Annotated in this window: 15 protein-coding genes; 4 read left to right on the top strand and 11 right to left on the bottom strand. The window is 71.2% G+C overall.

Features of this window, described 5'->3' with window-relative positions; genetic code table 11:
* The 3 genes from menD to menB form a co-directional block, all read right to left on the bottom strand.
* Positions 1–1039: 2-succinyl-5-enolpyruvyl-6-hydroxy-3-cyclohexene-1-carboxylic-acid synthase (gene menD, locus D452_RS0114760; RefSeq protein WP_017544926.1), on the bottom strand; the 1039-nt coding region annotated here is incomplete at its 3' end.
* Between the two features lie 185 nt (positions 1040–1224).
* Entirely contained in the window at positions 1225–2211 is a 987-nt protein-coding gene (locus D452_RS0114755) for an o-succinylbenzoate synthase (RefSeq protein WP_017544925.1), read from the bottom strand.
* Complete coding sequence (gene menB / locus D452_RS0114750) at positions 2208–3047, bottom strand: 1,4-dihydroxy-2-naphthoyl-CoA synthase (RefSeq protein WP_017544924.1); 840 nt, start codon at positions 3045–3047, stop codon at positions 2208–2210. Before menB ends, D452_RS0114755 begins: the two co-directional genes overlap by 4 nt.
* A gap of 174 nt (positions 3048–3221) precedes the next feature.
* Between menB and D452_RS0114745 the strand changes: the two genes are divergently transcribed.
* The 3 genes from D452_RS0114745 to D452_RS0114735 all read left to right on the top strand — a co-directional run bounded on the left by D452_RS0114745 (position 3222) and on the right by D452_RS0114735 (position 6925).
* The gene (locus tag D452_RS0114745; RefSeq protein WP_017544923.1) at positions 3222–4493 is read left to right on the top strand and encodes an AMP-binding protein; all 1272 of its coding nucleotides are present in this window, start codon (positions 3222–3224) and stop codon (positions 4491–4493) included.
* Positions 4494–5013: 520 nt separating this feature from the next.
* Entirely contained in the window at positions 5014–6426 is a 1413-nt protein-coding gene (locus D452_RS0114740) for an RNA polymerase sigma factor (RefSeq protein ID WP_017544922.1), read from the top strand.
* 145 nt (positions 6427–6571) lie between these two features.
* The gene (locus D452_RS0114735; RefSeq protein ID WP_017544921.1) at positions 6572–6925 is read left to right on the top strand and encodes a hypothetical protein; all 354 of its coding nucleotides are present in this window, start codon (positions 6572–6574) and stop codon (positions 6923–6925) included.
* Between the two features lie 53 nt (positions 6926–6978).
* On the opposite strand, the gene D452_RS0114730 is transcribed toward D452_RS0114735, so the two are convergent.
* The 4 genes from D452_RS0114730 to D452_RS0114710 form a co-directional block, all read right to left on the bottom strand.
* Complete coding sequence (locus D452_RS0114730) at positions 6979–7395, bottom strand: hypothetical protein (RefSeq protein ID WP_017544920.1); 417 nt, start codon at positions 7393–7395, stop codon at positions 6979–6981.
* Between the two features lie 50 nt (positions 7396–7445).
* Positions 7446–7952, bottom strand: coding sequence for a hypothetical protein (locus D452_RS31405; protein ID WP_239646393.1), 507 nt, complete (start codon positions 7950–7952; stop codon positions 7446–7448).
* A gap of 160 nt (positions 7953–8112) precedes the next feature.
* Positions 8113–8493, bottom strand: coding sequence for a GntR family transcriptional regulator (locus D452_RS0114715; RefSeq protein ID WP_017544917.1), 381 nt, complete (start codon positions 8491–8493; stop codon positions 8113–8115).
* Between the two features lie 274 nt (positions 8494–8767).
* The gene (locus D452_RS0114710) at positions 8768–9157 is read right to left on the bottom strand and encodes a hypothetical protein (RefSeq protein ID WP_017544916.1); all 390 of its coding nucleotides are present in this window, start codon (positions 9155–9157) and stop codon (positions 8768–8770) included.
* A gap of 158 nt (positions 9158–9315) precedes the next feature.
* Here D452_RS0114710 and D452_RS0114705 point away from each other — a divergent pair, with 158 nt between their 5' ends.
* The gene (locus D452_RS0114705; RefSeq protein ID WP_017544915.1) at positions 9316–9957 is read left to right on the top strand and encodes a TetR/AcrR family transcriptional regulator; all 642 of its coding nucleotides are present in this window, start codon (positions 9316–9318) and stop codon (positions 9955–9957) included.
* A 7-nt stretch (positions 9958–9964) separates the two neighbouring features.
* Here D452_RS0114705 and D452_RS0114700 read toward each other — a convergent pair whose 3' ends face one another.
* From D452_RS0114700 to D452_RS0114685, 4 genes are all read right to left on the bottom strand, one after another.
* A complete protein-coding gene (locus D452_RS0114700; RefSeq protein ID WP_026129321.1) occupies positions 9965–11803 on the bottom strand; it encodes an ABC transporter ATP-binding protein in 1839 nt (612 codons plus the stop codon).
* 13 nt (positions 11804–11816) lie between these two features.
* Positions 11817–12830: an ABC transporter permease gene (locus D452_RS0114695; RefSeq protein ID WP_017544913.1), complete on the bottom strand. Its 1014-nt coding sequence runs from the start codon at positions 12828–12830 to the stop codon at positions 11817–11819.
* Between the two features lie 256 nt (positions 12831–13086).
* Entirely contained in the window at positions 13087–14895 is a 1809-nt protein-coding gene (locus D452_RS0114690) for an ABC transporter substrate-binding protein (RefSeq protein ID WP_017544912.1), read from the bottom strand.
* A gap of 102 nt (positions 14896–14997) precedes the next feature.
* Positions 14998–15916, bottom strand: a 919-nt coding sequence (locus tag D452_RS0114685) for an ABC transporter permease (RefSeq protein ID WP_017544911.1), incomplete at its 5' end; no start/stop codon positions are given.

Raw genomic sequence — 15916 nt, 5'->3', positions numbered from 1 at the left:
GCGGGTGCGCCCAGTCCAGCCCGGCGGGCGGGGCCCCCGCCGCGACGACGTCGGTGGCGGTGCGCGCGGGGTCGGAGAAGTCGTTGGCCAGGCTCGCCGCGGGGTCGCCCAGCGCCCCGGCGGTGACCACCACGTGGCGTTCGGCTCGGCGCAGGTAGGCCAGGACCTGCCGGGACAGGTTCGGCCGCCCCACGCTCACGACCAGCTCGGGGGCGTGCGCGTCGGCGAACCCCGGTGAGGCCAGCAGCTGCCGGTACGTGGAGAGCGCGCCCACCCGGCGGGCGTTGGAGGTCGGCTCGGCCAGCAGGGGCCAGCCCGTGACCTCGGCCAGGGCCAGGAAGGGGACGGGGTCGAAGTCGCCGTCACCGCAGACGATGACGCCGCGCTCGACGTCCGGCAGCACCAGCGGCGCGGGCTCGGTGAACGGACCGGGACGCGAGATCCACGGGCGGCCGTCCGGGCGCCCGTCCAGGGGCGCCGTCCAGGTGGGGGTGGCGGAGGGTTCGTCGGGGGTGAGCGGGTCGCGGAAGGCCACGTTGAGGTGGACGGGGCCGGGGCGGCCGCCGGTCGCGGACGCCCAGGCCCTACAGGACAGCGAGCGCCAGTACGCCACCATGCCCGGGGCCGGGTCGGGGGTGCCGACCTCGGCGAACATGCGCACGGCGCCGCCGTACAGGCCGATCTGGTCCACCGTCTGGTTGGCACCGGTGCCGCGCAGTTCCGGGGGCCGGTCGGCGGTGAGCACCAGCAGTGGCACGCCGCTCTCGTCCGCCTCCATCACCGCGGGGTGGAGGTTGGCGGCCGCCGTGCCGGAGGTGCACACGACCGCCACGGGTCGGCGTGAGGCGCGGGCCAGGCCGAGGGCGAGGAAGGAGGCCGATCGCTCGTCCACACGCACGTGGACCCGGACGCCGGGGTGGGCGACCAGGGCCAGCGCCAGGGGCGTCGAGCGCGATCCGGGGGCGACGACGGCCTCGACCATCCCGCAGCGGGCCAGTTCGTCGACGAGGACCCGAGCCAGGGCGGTAGACGGATTCATCAGAGTCTTTCGTTCGTCAAGGTATGTACCAGTATCCCCGTGCGATTCGACCCGGTCGAACGGGCCCGGTCCCTTCCAGTGAACCCCGTTCGGTTCCGAACGGCGAGCGAACCCGGCTGTGATCTCATGCCCACCGGGTGCGGTGGTACGTCACTCCGGGACACCGGTCACCGTGCCCCGCGAGGTCAGGCCGGGTCGGAGGGGGTCCGCCCGGCCGCCTCGGCGGCTTCGGCCCGTGCGCGCCAGGCACCCGGATCGATCTCGACCGCCGCCAGCGCCGCCTCGTCCACCTCGGACGGACGGACCGGAAGGAACCCGTCCACGGGCAGCAGCGGGGCTGAGGTGACGTCGGCTTCGAGCATCTGCATGGTCGCCAGACCGCAGGCGTACGGAAGCTCGGGCAGGCAAGCGGCCAGGGCCACCCCGGCGGCCAGTCCCACCGAGGTCTCCACGGCACTGGAGACCACCACCGGCAGTCCGCAGGCCTCGGCCACCCGCAGCGCGGCGCGGACGCCGCCCAGGGGCTGCACCTTGAGCACCACGATGTCCGCCGCCTCGGAGGCGCGCACCCGCAGGGGGTCCTCCGCGCGGCGGATGGACTCGTCGGCGGCCACCGGAACGTCGACCCGGCGGCGCACGGCGGCCAGCTCGTCCAGGGTCGCGGAAGGCTGCTCCACGTATTCGAGGCCGAACCGGTCCAGCTCGCGTGTCATCCGCACGGCGGTGTCCACGTCCCAGGCGCCGTTGGCGTCCACCCGCACCCGGCCGGAGGGGCCGATCGCGGACCGGACCGCCTCGACCCTGGCCACGTCCTCGCGCCAGTCCTGGCCCTTCTCCGCGACCTTGACCTTGGCGGTGGCGCAGCCGCCCGCCGCGACGATCGCGGCGGCGCGTCCGGGGTCCACGGCGGGCACGGTCACGTTGACGGCCACCCGGTCGCGTACCGGCTCCGGCCAGCCCCGGTGGGCCGCTTCGAGGCAGGCGGCCCACCAGCGGGAGGCCTCACGCGGCCCGTACTCGGCGAAGGGTGAAAACTCGCCCCACCCGGCGGGGCCGCGCACCAGCATTCCCTCGCGGACCGTGATGCCCCGGAAGCGGTTGCGCAGGCCGATGGCGAAGGCCCGCCCCCCGGCGGCGGTCACCGCCGGGGCAGGCTCCGAGGCGCCGGTCACGGGCGACGCGGGAACTTGTCGAACTCCGGACGGCGCTTCTCCTTGAAGGCGTCCCGGCCCTCCTGGGCCTCCTCGCTCATGTAGTAGAGCATCGTGGCGTCACCGGCGAACTGCTGCATCCCGGCGGCGCCGTCGCTCACGGCGTTGATGGCGCCCTTGAGCATGCGCAGCGCCAGCGGGGACTTGTCCAGCATCTCGCGGGCCCAGGAGACGGTCTCCTTCTCCAGGTCCGCCAGCGGCACGACGGTGTTGACCATGCCCATGTCCAGCGCCTCCTGGGCGCTGTACTGGCGGCACAGGTACCAGATCTCGCGGGCCTTCTTCAGCCCGACGGTCTCGGCGAGCAGCCAGGCGCCGTAGCCGCCGTCGAAGGAGCCGACCTTGGGGCCGGTCTGGCCGAACTTGGCGTTGTCGGCCGCGATGGTGAGGTCGCAGCACACCTGGAGGACGTTGCCGCCGCCGATGGACCAACCGGCGACCATGCAGATCACGGGCTTGGGCAGGCGGCGGATCTGCACCTGGAGGTCGAGCACGTTGAGGCGGCCGATGCCCTGCCGGGCCACGGCGTCGTCGCCGATGTAGCCGTCGTCGCCGCGGATCTTCTGGTCGCCACCGGAGCAGAACGCCTGGTCACCGGCGCCGGTGAAGATGATCACGCCGACACTGGAGTCGTCCCGGGCGTTGCCGAAGGCCGTCTGGAGCTCGAAGAGCGTCTGGGGACGGAACGCGTTGTGCCGCTCGGGGCGGTTGATCGTGATCTTGGCGATGCCCTCCGCGGTCTCGTAGATGATGTCGGAATACTCGCCCGACCGCTGCCAGTCGATCACGCTGCTCACGGCTTCTGCTTCTCCTCACGGGGATGGGGACGGTGTGGGCGCGGCCGGGGTGGCCGTCGCGCCCAGACGTCAACCCTACGCATTGTGCCAGGCGAGCCGGGACGGGCAGGCACGCACCCGACACCCGGCCCCACCGGACGGCCGCTCCCCTGGTCGGGCGTACGCTGGAGCACCGTGGCACAAGCAAGCGAACCCCGGTCCCAGGTCCCCGGCCGCGAGGGCGAACGCGCCCTCCAGGCTGTACGCGGTCTGACCCCCGCCGTCATGCACGAGCGGCTCGCCCGCGCGTTGGACGGTACCGGCCCCGCTCTGCTGCCCATCCCCGACGGCACCCCCGACCCGCGCGCCGAGGCACTGGTGGCCGCCATGCGGCCCTCGTCGCTGTGTACCCCCGACGGAACCACCGAGCTGCCCGGTGGCGTCGCGGTGGGCCCGGACGCGGCTCTGGTGGTCACCACCTCCGGGTCGACCGGGGAGCCCAAGGGTGTGGAGCTGTCCGCGTCCGCCCTGCGCGCCTCGGCCCGCGCCTCGGTGGCGAGGATCGGAGCCGCCCCGGGCGACCGCTGGCTGTGCGTGCTTCCCGCCGGGCACATCTCCGGCATCCAGGTGATGATCCGAGCCCTCGTCACCGGGGGTGAGGTGGTGCACGCCCCCTTCGACACGGACACGGTGGCGGAGCTTGCGCGCGAGCTGCGACCGCACGTGTCGCTGGTCCCCACCCAGCTGCGCCGTCTAATAGCCGCTGGCGCGGACCTGTCGGTGTTCGGCACGATCCTGCTCGGCGGCGCGGCGGCCGAGCCCTCCCTGTTGGACGCGGCCCGCGCGGCGGGCGGCCGGGTCGTGACCACCTACGGCATGAGCGAGACCTGCGGCGGATGCGTGTACGACGGCGTCGCGCTGGACGGGACCGAGGTCCGGATCGCCGGTGCGGAGCCGGGTGAGCCCGGCCGTGTCGTGCTGGGCGGCCCGACCCTGCTCACCGGTTACCGGCTGCCGCCGGGCTCGGAGTCACGGGGTTGGGCCCGAGGCGGGGACGACGCCGGGATGGTCCGCGACGACGCCGGGCGTCTGTGGCTGCGCACCAACGACCTGGGCCGTGTGGACGCCGAGGGACGCCTGCACGTGTTGGGTCGCATGGACGAGGTGGTCAACACGGGCGGTCACAAGGTGGTCCCCGGTCAGGTGAACGCCATCCTGGCCGCCCGCCCGGAGATAGCGGAGTCGGTGGTGGTGGGCCGCCCCGACCCCGAGTGGGGCGAGCGGGTCACAGCGGTCGTGGTACCCGCCGACCCCGGGAATCCGCCCGCGCTGGAGGAGCTGCGGGGATGGGTCCGCGAACGGCTGCCCGCCTACGCGTGCCCTCGGGAACTGGACGTGCGCGCCGCGCTCCCGATGCTCGCCTCCGGCAAGCCCGACCTGGTCACACTGCGCCGCCCCGGTTCCTGAGCGGCTGGCCGCCGGCCGGCCTCCGCGGGCCCGGCAGCACTCCCCAGAGAGGTCGCTGTCGCTGGTCGGAGCGGGAACACCGGCCGTACCGGGCGCGAGGGCGCGTTTACCGGTGTGGTCCGTACACGTGGGACCCTGGCCCGGGAGACCTTGTCCGGTTGGCGGGGAACTTCCGAAAGCTCCCCGGCGTCTACCTGAGTATCCGGTCTCTTCGGCCCCTCTTCCAAGGAGGTCCGCGGTTGGCGGCAGCCATCGATCCCATCGTCCGCTCCCCTGCGTCCTCCCCCGAGCCCGGAACGCCTGTCGCGGGGCGGTTCCCGCACTCGGACCGAGCGGGCGCCATTACCCGCATGGGTCGGTCCTGCGCCACTCATGGGAGAGTGATCCATACCACCCTCTTCGATATCCAATCGAGACAGGGAACATTTGACTCGCCGACACGTTGGACATATTGGCGCGACCAGTCGGCGGGAACCCTCCGCCGCGTGCCAGACGTCCTGGAAGGGAGGGAGGTGCCCACATGACGAGCACTGCCCTAGACGCTTCGGGCCCCGAGGCCGAAGTCCCCGACGGCAACGCTCCGACCGAGGGCCGTGCCGCCCACGAGGCTCTGACCGACCTGATCACCCAGGGGCGCGCCCAGGGACACCTGTCCCTCTCAGAACTACGTACCGCTTTCTCCGCGGCCGGAGTCACTTCCAGTGACGGCCGCTCCATCCTGCGTGAACTCACCGAGAACGGGGTCCGACTCGCCAACGGGGGCGAGGACTCCGCGATGGTGGCCGACCCTGACGCCGAGGACGACGTGCTGGAAAACACTCTCATCGCGACGGTACCCGACACCGACGAGGCACCCAAGGCCGCATCCGGCAAGGCCGCCTCGCGCAAGGGCCCCTCCACCCGGAGGAAGGCCCGCACCACCACGCGGCGAACCAAGAAGACCGAGACCAATCAGAACACCACCGACCCGGAGACCGGCGAAGCCGACCTCGACGACCAGTCACCCGCGATGGGCGACTCGGTCCACACCTACCTCAAGGCGATCGGGCGGCGGCAGCTGCTCACCGCCGAGCAGGAGGTGGACCTGGCCAAGCGGGTCGAGGCCGGACTGTACGCCGAGTACCGGCTCGGACAGCATGGCGAGATCGACGCTTCGGTCCCGATGGCCGACGTCGAACGCGAAGAGCTGGAGTGGGTGGCCGAGGACGGCCGCAAGGCCAAGTCCCACATGCTGGAGGCCAACCTCCGCCTGGTCGTGTCCGTGGCCAAGAAGTACAGCGACCGCGGCATGTCCCTGCTGGACGTGGTGCAGGAGGGCAACCTCGGCCTCATCCGCGCCGTGGAGAAGTTCGACTACACCAAGGGCTTCAAGTTCTCCACCTACGCCATGTGGTGGATCCGCCAGGCCATCCAGCGGGGGTTCGCCGACTCCGCCCGCACCATCCGCCTGCCCGTGCACGTCCTGGAGCTGCTCAGCAAGGTGAGCCGTCTGGAGCGCGACATGCACCAGGCGCTGGGCCGCGAGCCCACCCCGGAGGAGCTGGGACTGGAGCTGGACAAGACCCCGGCCCAGATCGAGGAGCTGCTGCGCGTCACCCGCCAGCCGATCAGCCTCGACTCCACCATCGGTGAGGACGGCGAGACCCGCATCGGCGACCTGATCGAGGACGTGGACGCCTCGGAGGCCTCCGAGGTGGTCGACCGCCAGCTCATGGCCGACCAGCTGCGCAACGCCCTGTCGGACCTGGAGCCGCGTGAGGCGACCATCATGTCGCTGCGGTTCGGGTTGATGGACGGCCGGCCGCGCACCCTCGACGAGATCGGCAAGCACCTGGGGCTCACCCGTGAGCGCATCCGGCAGCTGGAGAAGCAGTCGCTGTCGAAGCTGCGCCACCCGAGCCGGGCCCAGCAGCTGCTGGACTTCGCCAGCTGACCACCCTCGTGTGACGTACGGGGCCGTTCCCCCCTCGGGAGAGCGGCCCCTTCGGCGTTTCCGGGCTCAGGGACAACCCCGGACTTCCCCTGGTATCCGGGGACGGGAGCTGTCGGCGCCCCCCTGCCGGTGGGACGATGGGCGGATGACCGACAACCCCCGGCGGCACCAGGAAGAGATCGCCGCCGCGCTGCGCGCCAGCCGCGAGCTGGGCCCCGAGTACGACGAGGCGGTGGCGGCCTCCCTCGTCGAGCGCGTCGACGACACCATCGAGGAACGCGTCAAGCACCACGTGGCGCGCCGGACCGGGGCCGACGAGCCCCGCGTCGGCGTGGCCTCCAACACCGTGCGCATGGTCCTGGCCCTGGTGTGCCTGGGGATCAGCATCCCCATCACGGCGATCGTCGCCTCCCTTATCGGGGGCGCCATGTCCGTCTTCATGGTGTGGGCGGGCCTGATCGGTTTCTACCTGATCGCGGTGCTGGGTCTGCGCCGCTGAGTCGCCCGCGGGACGGGGCGGGAACCCTGTGCTCCCACCCCGTCGTCGGCCGTTCAGTAGTCGCAGGCCGCGAGGATCATGTCGTGCGTGTCGGAGGTCCAGTCCAGGGCGTCGGCCAGCCCGTCGTGGTCTCCGAAGTCCAGTTCCTCCAGGACGGCGTTGACCGCGTCGGCGCGCTCGGTGGCGTCCCTGCTGAGGTCGCCTCGGGCCGCCTCCTCCAGGCGTTCGACGTCCAGCACGTGGGCGTCGAGAACGCTGTAGTGGTCGTCCTGGAAGGGGACGTCGTCGACCAGGACGTCGGTCGCGATGCTCTCGGCCGCCAGGTCGACGGCCGAGATGTTGCTCTGGATGTCGGCGCAGGCGGCGTCGATCTCGGCCTGGTTCCCGGAACACGCGGTCAGCGCCAGGGGGACGACCACGGCCGCGGCGGCCAGCGACAGAACACGGGTGGGGGTTCGGGGGTGGGACACGGGTGCTGCTCGTTTCCTTCTCGGGGGCTTTCGGGGGATCGCGGGTCGGGTCAGATCAGCACGGCGAGGAGCGCCAGGATGACCAGCAGGCCGATGACGGCTCCCAGGCAGCCCAGCACCGCGCCCAGTCCTCCGCCGCGGGGAGCGAACCCCGGGCCGTCGCTGTAGTAGTGGCGGTTCCTGCCGTAGTACCAGCGGTTCCGGGGGCGCGGTGCGTGCGCGGAGCCCACGACGTGGGCCTGGTTGCTGCGTCGCGAGGGACGCCCGGCCCTCGGGGTCCGCGCGGGGCGGGACGATCCCGAACGTGAGTTGAACCCGCCACCGGCACGCGCGGCGCCGCCACCGGAGCCGAAGCCACCTCCGGAGCGACCGGCCCCACCGCTACTGCTGCGGGAGTTGAAGCCGCCGCCACGGCGCGCGGCCCCTCCGCGTGAGCTGCCGCCTCCACCGCTGGAGCGCCCGCCGCCGGAGCGGCCGCCGCCCGATCGTCCGCCGCTGGAACGGCCTCCGCCGGATCGTCCGCCTGATGACCGTCCGCCGCCAGATCTCCTGCTCATCGGCGCCTCCTTGGGGGTTGTCGTTCACCGCCACCGGGGGGAGGGCGGCGCACCACGACAATATCGCCGAACACCCCAGTTCAGGGGCTTCAGGAGTGGTTTGGTCCGATTGCGGTCATCACGTGCCGGGAAGGGAACCACACGGGTCCCGCACGCGTCGTCAGTTACCGGCCCCCGGTGAACCCTTCAGGGCGGCACGAAGGATGTCGACGGCCTCGTCGTGCTCCAACCCGACCCGAGTGATGACCTCGGCGTAGGCACGGGCGGCGGCCAGGGCCTCGGCTCGCTGGTCGTCCCCGGCGGCGGCCACGAAGGTCCCCGAGCGGCCCCGGGTCTCCACGACCCCGGCCTGTTCGAGCTCCCGATAGGCACGGGCGACGGTGTTCACCGCGACGGAGAGCTGTCCGGCCAGGGCACGGACGGTGGGCAGCCGGTAGCCGACGGGAAGTTCACCGTTGGCCGCGGCGATCGCGACGAGAGCTCTGATCTGTTCGTAGGGCGGAACCTTCGACGTTGGATCAATGCGGATGAAATCCGCCATGTCCTTATGTGCTCCCCACGTGAATCGCCGACCACTCACCCGGCGCGAACCGGGTGTTCGTCCAACCTATGCCCACCCGTCGCCCACCACCAACCCTCAAACGACACGCTCCGCGCGCACACCCCCCCAACCCGTCGCCCACCACCAACCCTCAAACGACACGCTCCGCGCGCACACCCCACCCGCCACTCCGACCATTGCCGGCCCCGAGGGATCGGCCCCGACAGACGAAGCGGCCCCACGGGGTGAACCCATGGGGCCGCCGGGGCCGGAGTCAGACCACCACCGACCGGGGCACCTGCTGGATACCGTGCAGCCGGTGCGCCTCCCGAACCGTGAGCAGGTCCTCCGCCACCTGGGTGGCCTGCTTGATCTCGGGCCGGGCCAGACGCTTACGGCGCTTGATGCGGTCCGTATAGCCCTTGACCCCGACCAGCACGCGCTCCCGCGCGTAGGCGGCGCGCATGGCCTCGGTGAGGGCGGTGTCGAACCGCACGCCGTGGGCGTGGACCTCCTCGACCGGGGCGCCCTGCTCGCGCACCTCGTCCAGGGCCCGCTCGGCCTCGGCCACCGACCTCAGGAGCTCGGGCAGCTGATCGGCCCGTTCCTGGTCGTGGGCGAGCTCTTCGCGCGCCTTCGTCATGTCCTGCTTGGCAAGTCCCATGTCCGCTCTCCGTGGGGAGTACCGTCAGCCGTGTCGAGGCAACTCTATGGGTGACGAAGATCATCGGGCGAGCCGGACCGTGCGTCGGTGGTGGCGTCGCGGCGGCGGACCTGCCAGCTTGACTCCGTCGACCCCCCAGTCCCCCGAAAGGCACCAGAGTGAGCAGGAACTACGCGGGTCTGAGCCGCGAGCGCATCATCGTCGAGGCCCTCCACATCATCGCCGGACGGGGGCTGGGCGGGCTGTCCATGCGCCGGCTCGGCGACGCTCTGGACGTGGAGGCCATGGCGATCTACCACCACTTCCCCAAGGGCAAGGAGCAGCTGTTCAACGCGATCGCCGCGTACGTCACCACGGCGCGGGTGGTCAGCGGACTGGCCGAGGGGCAGGGACCGCCCGGGGACGTCGACGGCGCCGAGGGCGAGGAGGCGACCGGGACCGACCCCGTGGCGGCGGCCGGGTCCGACGACCTCCCCTGGGACCGGCGCCTGACCGTCTGGGCGGAGGCCTACCGGGAGCGGCTGCTGACCTACTCCGGTGCGCTGTCCCTGCTCATGCACCGGGCGCCGCACACCCTGGGCGAGGAGGACACGCGGGCGCTGCTCCACACGGCCCTCACGGAGGCGGGGCTCGCGGAGGACGACGTGTCCCGGGCCTGCGACGCCCTGAACGCCTACTGTCTGGGCTCGGTCGCCCACCAGGTCCGGCACAGTGACCGTGAGGACGCGCCCGACGCGAGCGAGGCCCTGACCGGGTTCCGGTTCGGTCTGCGCGCCCTGCTGAGGGGACTGGCCGGCTGAGCCGCCGTCAGTCGCCCCGGGACCGCAGCCGCACCCGTTCGCTGCGCAGTTCGCGAGCCTCGTCCGGGTCCAGGACCGGGGCGGCGGTGAGCAGCTGCCTGGTGTAGTCGCTCTGCGGGTTCTCGTAGATGGTGTCGCTGTCACCCAGCTCGACCACCTCGCCCTTGCGCATCACGGCGACCCGGTCGCTGACCTGGCGCACCACCGCGAGGTCGTGGGCGACGAAGACGTAGGTGAGGCCGAAGTCGTCCTGGAGCTCCGAGAGCAGGCGCAGCACCTGGTCCTGGGTGGACACGTCCAGCGCCGAGACGGGCTCGTCGCAGATGATGAGCCTCGGTTTGAGGATGAGGGCCCGGGCGATGGCGATGCGCTGGCGCTGGCCTCCGGAGAACGCGTGCGGGAACCGGTTGTAGTGGTTGGGCTCCAGACCCACCCGCTCCAACAGCTCCTGGACCCGCGAACGGATCGTGCGGGGGTTCCCCTCGCCCTGGACCCGCAGGGCGGTGCCGATGCTCTGGCCGATGGTCATGCGCGGGTTCAGTGAGGAGTAGGGGTTCTGGAACACCATCTGCACGTCGCGGCGGAGCGGACGCAGCCGCCGTTCCGACAGGTGGGTGATGTCCTGGCCCTCGAACTCCACGGTGCCCTTGGTGGGCTCCAGCAGCCGCATGACCATCCGGGAGAGCGTGCTCTTGCCCGATCCGGACTCACCGACGACCCCGAGAGTCTCGCCCTTGTACAGGTCGAAGCTCACGCCCTTGACCGCCCAGAAGTCCGTGGCCCGGCCCCACAGCCCGCCCCGCACCTTGAAGCTCTGCGCGACGTCGCGGACGCGCAGCAGCGGCTCACCCCGGTCCCCCGTGGCCGGGGTGGCGGGCTCGAAGGCCGAGAAGGGCGCGGGGTCGGCGGACTCGGAGCCGACGGACTCCGCTGTCGCTCCCGAGGACCTGCGCTGTTCCCGGCGTGCCCTCTCCGCCCGCTCGGCGCGGTCCCGGGCGCGCCGCTCGGCCCGGGACACCTCCACGCGCGGCACGGCGGCCAGCAACGCCTGCGTGTAGGGGTGCTCCGGTTCGGCGAGGACCCTACGCACGTCGCCGCGCTCCACCGCCCTGCCCTCCCGCATGACCACGACCTCGTCCACGGAACCGGCGACCACGGCGAGGTCGTGGGAAACGAGGATCAGGCCCATGTCGAGGTCGCGGCGCAGCTCGTCCAGCAGGTCCAGGATCTGGGCCTGCACGGTGACGTCCAGGGCGGTGGTCGGCTCGTCGGCCAGCAGCACCTTGGGATCGCACATCAGACCCATGGCGATCAGGACGCGCTGGCGCATGCCGCCGGAGAACTCGTGCGGGTAGGAGTTGACCCGCTTCGCCGGCTCGGGGATACCGACCCTCTCCAGGGACTCGATCGCCCTGGTGCGCGCCTGGGCCCGGGACACCTGCGGCCGGTGCACCCTCAGCGCCTCGACCAGCTGGTTGCCGATCGTGTACTGCGGGTGCAGCGACTGCATCGGGTCCTGGAAGACCATCGCGATGTCGTTGCCCCGCATGGACCGCAGCTTCCTGTCGGTGGCCGCGACCACGTCGGTACCCACGACCTCGATCCCACCGGTGATCCGCGCGCGGCTGCCCCGGTGCAGACCCATCAGGGCCAGCGAGGTCACGCTCTTGCCGGAACCCGACTCACCCACGATGCCGAGGGCACCACCGGCGGGCACCTCGAAGGACAGGCCGTCGACCGCGTGCACGTCGCCGTCCAGTGTCGGAAAGGTGACGTGCAGGTCGTCCACGCGCACGACGGGCGCGGCGGAGGCAGCGGCCGGGGACCCTGAAGGGGATTCGGTCATCGGAAGGCCTCTCTCAGTTGTGGATGCGCACGCGCGGGTCGATGAGCGGGTAGACCAGGTCGACCAGCAGGTTGCAGATGACGATGAAGAACGCGCCGAACAGGGTCACGCCGAGGATGACCGGAAGGTCGCTCTGGGTGATGGCCTGGACCGCGTACCGGCCGATCCCGTTGAGGGAGAAGACCTGCTCGGTCAGGACGGCGCCGCCCAGGACCAGTCCCAGGTCCAGCCCGAAGATGGTGACGATGGGGGTGAGGGTGGGGCGCAGTGCGTGCTTGAGCACGACCTTGCGCTCACTCAGGCCCTTGGCCCGCGCGGTGCGGATGTAGTCCTCGTTGAGGGTCTCCAACATGCCCGCCCGGGTCTGCCGCGCGTACATCGCCGCGTGCAGGAACGCCAGGGTCAGCCACGGCAACAGCATGCCCTGGGCCCAGGCGAGGGGGTCCTGGGAGAAGGGGACGTAGCGCGGGGTGGCGAACAGGCCCCAGGAGTGGACGAGGAAGGCCAGGGCGAGCAGACCGGTGAAGAAGATCGGAAGGGAGACACCGGCCAGTGCGATGCCCATCGCCAGGCGGTCGAAGAGACTGCCCTTCCACACGGCCGAGACCACGCCGACGGCGACGCCGCCCACCAGCCAGATGACGCCCGCGCCGATGGCCAGGGAGGCCGTCACCGGGAGGCGGGAGATGATCTCGGGGAACACCTCCTGGTAGGTCTGGAAGGAGTAGCCGAAGCAGGGGGCCGAGCACTCGATGGTGTCCCGGCCGAACTGGTACTGGGCGCCGAAGAAGATCCCCCGGACGAACTCGCCGAACTGGACCACGATCGGCTGGTCCAGGCCCAGCCGTTCGATGGTGGCCTGGATCGCCTCGGGGGTGGGAGCCCGGCCCACGTACATCGTGGCCAGCTGCTCGGTGGTCCGGCCCGCCCATCGTGGCACCACGTAGAAGATGGCGAAGGTGACCATGGTGACCACGGCCAGGAGCAGCAGACCCGCGCCCAGGCGGCGCAGGATGTAGGTCAGCAAGGCGCGTGCCTTCTCTCGTCGGGGGCCAGGGCCTCGGGGCCCGGGGCGGAGCGGAGACGTTCCGCCCCGAAGCCAAACCGTAACCCATAGCAATCAGACGATCACGCGATGAAGTCGGCGTGTACAAGGGGCCGGGAACACTCCCGTCGAGGCCGTCGTCTGGGCCGCGCGGCGCCAGCTGATCTAGCACGTCGCCTCTCCGCGCACGGAGGCGGCGGCCCCTCCCCCGGAGGAACCGCCGCCGTACCGACCCTGGCTAGTTGTTGCTGGTGCCCAGGGCCATGTAGTCGTACATGGAGTAACCCGCGTGGTAGTACACGTTGGTCAGGCTCGCGGGTCGGTACAGCACCGTCCGCTCGAACACGGCCGGCAGGATCGCGGCCTGGTCCATCGCCCGCTCGTCGATCTTCGTGTAGATGTCCGCGCGCTCGTCCGGGTCGGCCACCGCGACCACCTCGTCGAACCAGTCGTCGATCTGCTGGTCGTCGAGCTCGGAGATGTTCGAGTTACCGGCCTGCTGGATGGCGTCGCCGTCCAGGATCTTGCTCATGAACCCGTAGCCGCTCGCCCAGTCCGGCGCCCACCCGTACACGGTCAGCCCCAGGTCGTTGTCGGCCACGAAGGACGGCGAACCCGCCTGGGTGTTGGTGTAGGTGTCGGACGGGTACTGCTTGATCTCCGTGTCGATGCCCACCCGGGCCAGGGCCTGCTGGAGCGCCTCGGCGGTGCTGACGTCCGAGGGCCGGTCCGCGCGGGCGCCGATGGCCGTGGAGAAGCCGTCCGGCTGCCCGCACTCCTCCAGCTTCTCCCGGGCCTTGTCCAGGTCTCCCTTGTTGTCGTCGGACGGGTAGGGGTCGAAGCTCGGATCGGAGCCGGGGAGGGCGCCGGGCATGATCTGGGTGGCGATGTCACCGCCGGTGTCGCCGCCCCAGGCGCGCTGGAGGGCGTCCCGGTCGGCCGCGTACATGATCGCCTGTCGGCAGGCCAGGTCGTCCAGCGGCTCCATGACGGTGTTGATGTTGACGTAGCGCAGGGTGTTGGTCTGCGGGTTGTCGACGTTGTGGCGCTGGTCCTCGTCGGTGATGACGGTGCCCTTCATCGCCGGACCGACACCGGCACCGGCGAGGTCCACGTCGAGTTCGCCGTTGACTAGCCGCTGGTCGATCTCGTTCTGGTCGACGCCCAGCTCCACCTCGATCCGGTCGGGCAGCGCCTTGCGGGTGGGGTCGGTGGAGGCGTCCCACTGGTCGTTGCGCTCCAGGTTCAGGGACACACCCGGGCGGTACTCCCCCTCGAACTTGTAGGGCCCCGAGGAGATCACGTTGCTCTGGTACTGCTCGCCCCGGTCGGCGTCGGCGGGCACCGGCGCGGTCTGCGGCTGGATGAGCAGGTACGGGAACTCGGAGAAGCTGTCCTTGAGGTGGAAGACCAGGGTGTGGTCGTCCGGGGTCTCGATCCCGTCGAACCCGGCCAGCGGATCGCCCTCGTCGGCGTAGGGGCCCTCGTAGTCGTCGCTGTCGGCCAGCAGCCCCTGGAAGTACTTGGGGCCGTTGGGCAGCGCCTGGTCACCGAAGTTGCTGCGCGCGATGGCGTACTTGATGTCCTCGGCGGTGATCTCCGAGCCGTCCTGGAACTTCAGGCCCGGCTTGATGCGCACGGTCCACTCGGTGGAGTCGTCGTTGCCCTCGGGCATCGCCTCGGCCAGGTCGGGCTGGAGCTCGATGCCCTGTTCGCCGGGCGCCTCGGTGTAGGTGAGCAGGGTGCGAGCGTAGTAGCGGGAAAAGTTCCAGCTGAAGGCGTAGTAGGTGTTGCCGGGGTCGGGAGAGTCGAAGTCGGAGGAGATGGCGTAGCGCAGGGTCCCGCCGGACTGGTCGGAGGGGTTGACGATGGTGGTCTCGCCCTCGTTGAACTCGGCGTCGGACTGCCCTCCGCCGCCTCCGCCCCCGCCTCCGCAGGCGGCCAGGAGCACCGCCATGGCGGTACCCGCTGCCGCGGGTGCGGCGACTCGGCGGAACACGCCGCGCCGCCCGGGCGCCTGCTGGCGCGTGAAGTGAAGGGTGGTCACCTGGGCCTCCTGGTCTGTTCGCTGGTGGGGCCGTGCGGCGCACGGCCCCGGATGGCCGAAGGTCTCGGCTGGACTGTGGGGCCGGGTGGCCCGTGCGGGGTGTCAGTCGGAGGAGCGCGGGTCGAAGGCGTCGCGCAGACCGTCGCCGAAGAGGTTGAAGGCGAGGACGGTGACGAAGATGGCCAGACCCGGGATGATCACGAAGTGCGGCGAGGTCGTGTAGAAGCGCAGGGCGTTCTCCAACATGCCGCCCCAGGTGGCCATGGGCGGGTTGATGCCCACGCCCAGGAAGCTCAGGGCCGCCTCGAACAGGATGTTGGTGGGGATGAGCAGGGTGGAGTAGACGAGGATCGGCGTGACCAGGTTGGGCAGGATCTCGCGGAAGACGATGTGGGTGCTCCCCGCGCCGAGGCTGCGGGCGGCCTCGACGAACTCGCGTTCCTTGAGGGTGAGGGTCTGTCCGCGCACGATCCGGCCGATGTAGGGCCAGTTGAAGAACCCGATGATGAACACCAGGACGCCGATGCGCAGGTTGTTGCCGGACAGGCCGAAGGCGCCGTCGGGGATGACGCCGACCAGGGCGATCGCGAAGAGCAGCAGCGGGAAGGCGAGGAAGATGTCCATGGTGCGGCTGATGACGACGTCGGCCCAGCCGCCGAAGTACCCGGCGAGGATGCCCAGCACGGTGCCGATGACCACGCACACCACGGTGGCGACGGTGGCGACCAGCAGGGAGGTGCGGGCGCCGTAGACGATGCGGCTGAACAGGTCGCGGCCGTTGACCGGCTCCACGCCCAGGAGGTACTGGGTGCTGATCCCGCCCCAGGGGTCCAGGCCCCGGGCGGGGTCGTCCGGGTCACGCAGGACTCCGCCGGTGAGCGGGTCGACCAGGCCCTGGTTGAACTGGTTGGGCGGGTGGCCGAACCAGGCGGTGAGCAGGGGTGCGAAGAGCGCGACCAGGATGAGGAGGACGACCACGACCCCGCCGGTCATGCCGACCTTGTCCTTGCGGAACCGCTGC

The organism is Nocardiopsis prasina DSM 43845, assembly GCF_000341265.1.
In the GTDB taxonomy this organism is placed as follows: Bacteria; Actinomycetota; Actinomycetes; order Streptosporangiales; family Streptosporangiaceae; genus Nocardiopsis; species Nocardiopsis prasina.
The sequence above is the reverse complement of the archived record's forward strand: the minus strand, read 5'-3'. Positions and strand labels throughout refer to the sequence as shown.

Bases quoted from the DNA above. Each gene is read 5' to 3' on its own strand.
- D452_RS0114740 (WP_017544922.1), top strand. From the start codon at position 5,014: ATGACGAGCACTGCCCTAGACGCTTCGGGCCCCGAGGCCGAAGTCCCC.
- D452_RS31405 (WP_239646393.1), bottom strand. From the start codon at position 7,952: ATGAGCAGGAGATCTGGCGGCGGACGGTCATCAGGCGGACGATCCGGC.
- D452_RS0114735 (WP_017544921.1), top strand. From the start codon at position 6,572: ATGACCGACAACCCCCGGCGGCACCAGGAAGAGATCGCCGCCGCGCTG.
- D452_RS0114700 (WP_026129321.1), bottom strand. From the start codon at position 11,803: ATGACCGAATCCCCTTCAGGGTCCCCGGCCGCTGCCTCCGCCGCGCCC.
- D452_RS0114715 (WP_017544917.1), bottom strand. From the start codon at position 8,493: ATGGCGGATTTCATCCGCATTGATCCAACGTCGAAGGTTCCGCCCTAC.
- D452_RS0114710 (WP_017544916.1), bottom strand. From the start codon at position 9,157: ATGGGACTTGCCAAGCAGGACATGACGAAGGCGCGCGAAGAGCTCGCC.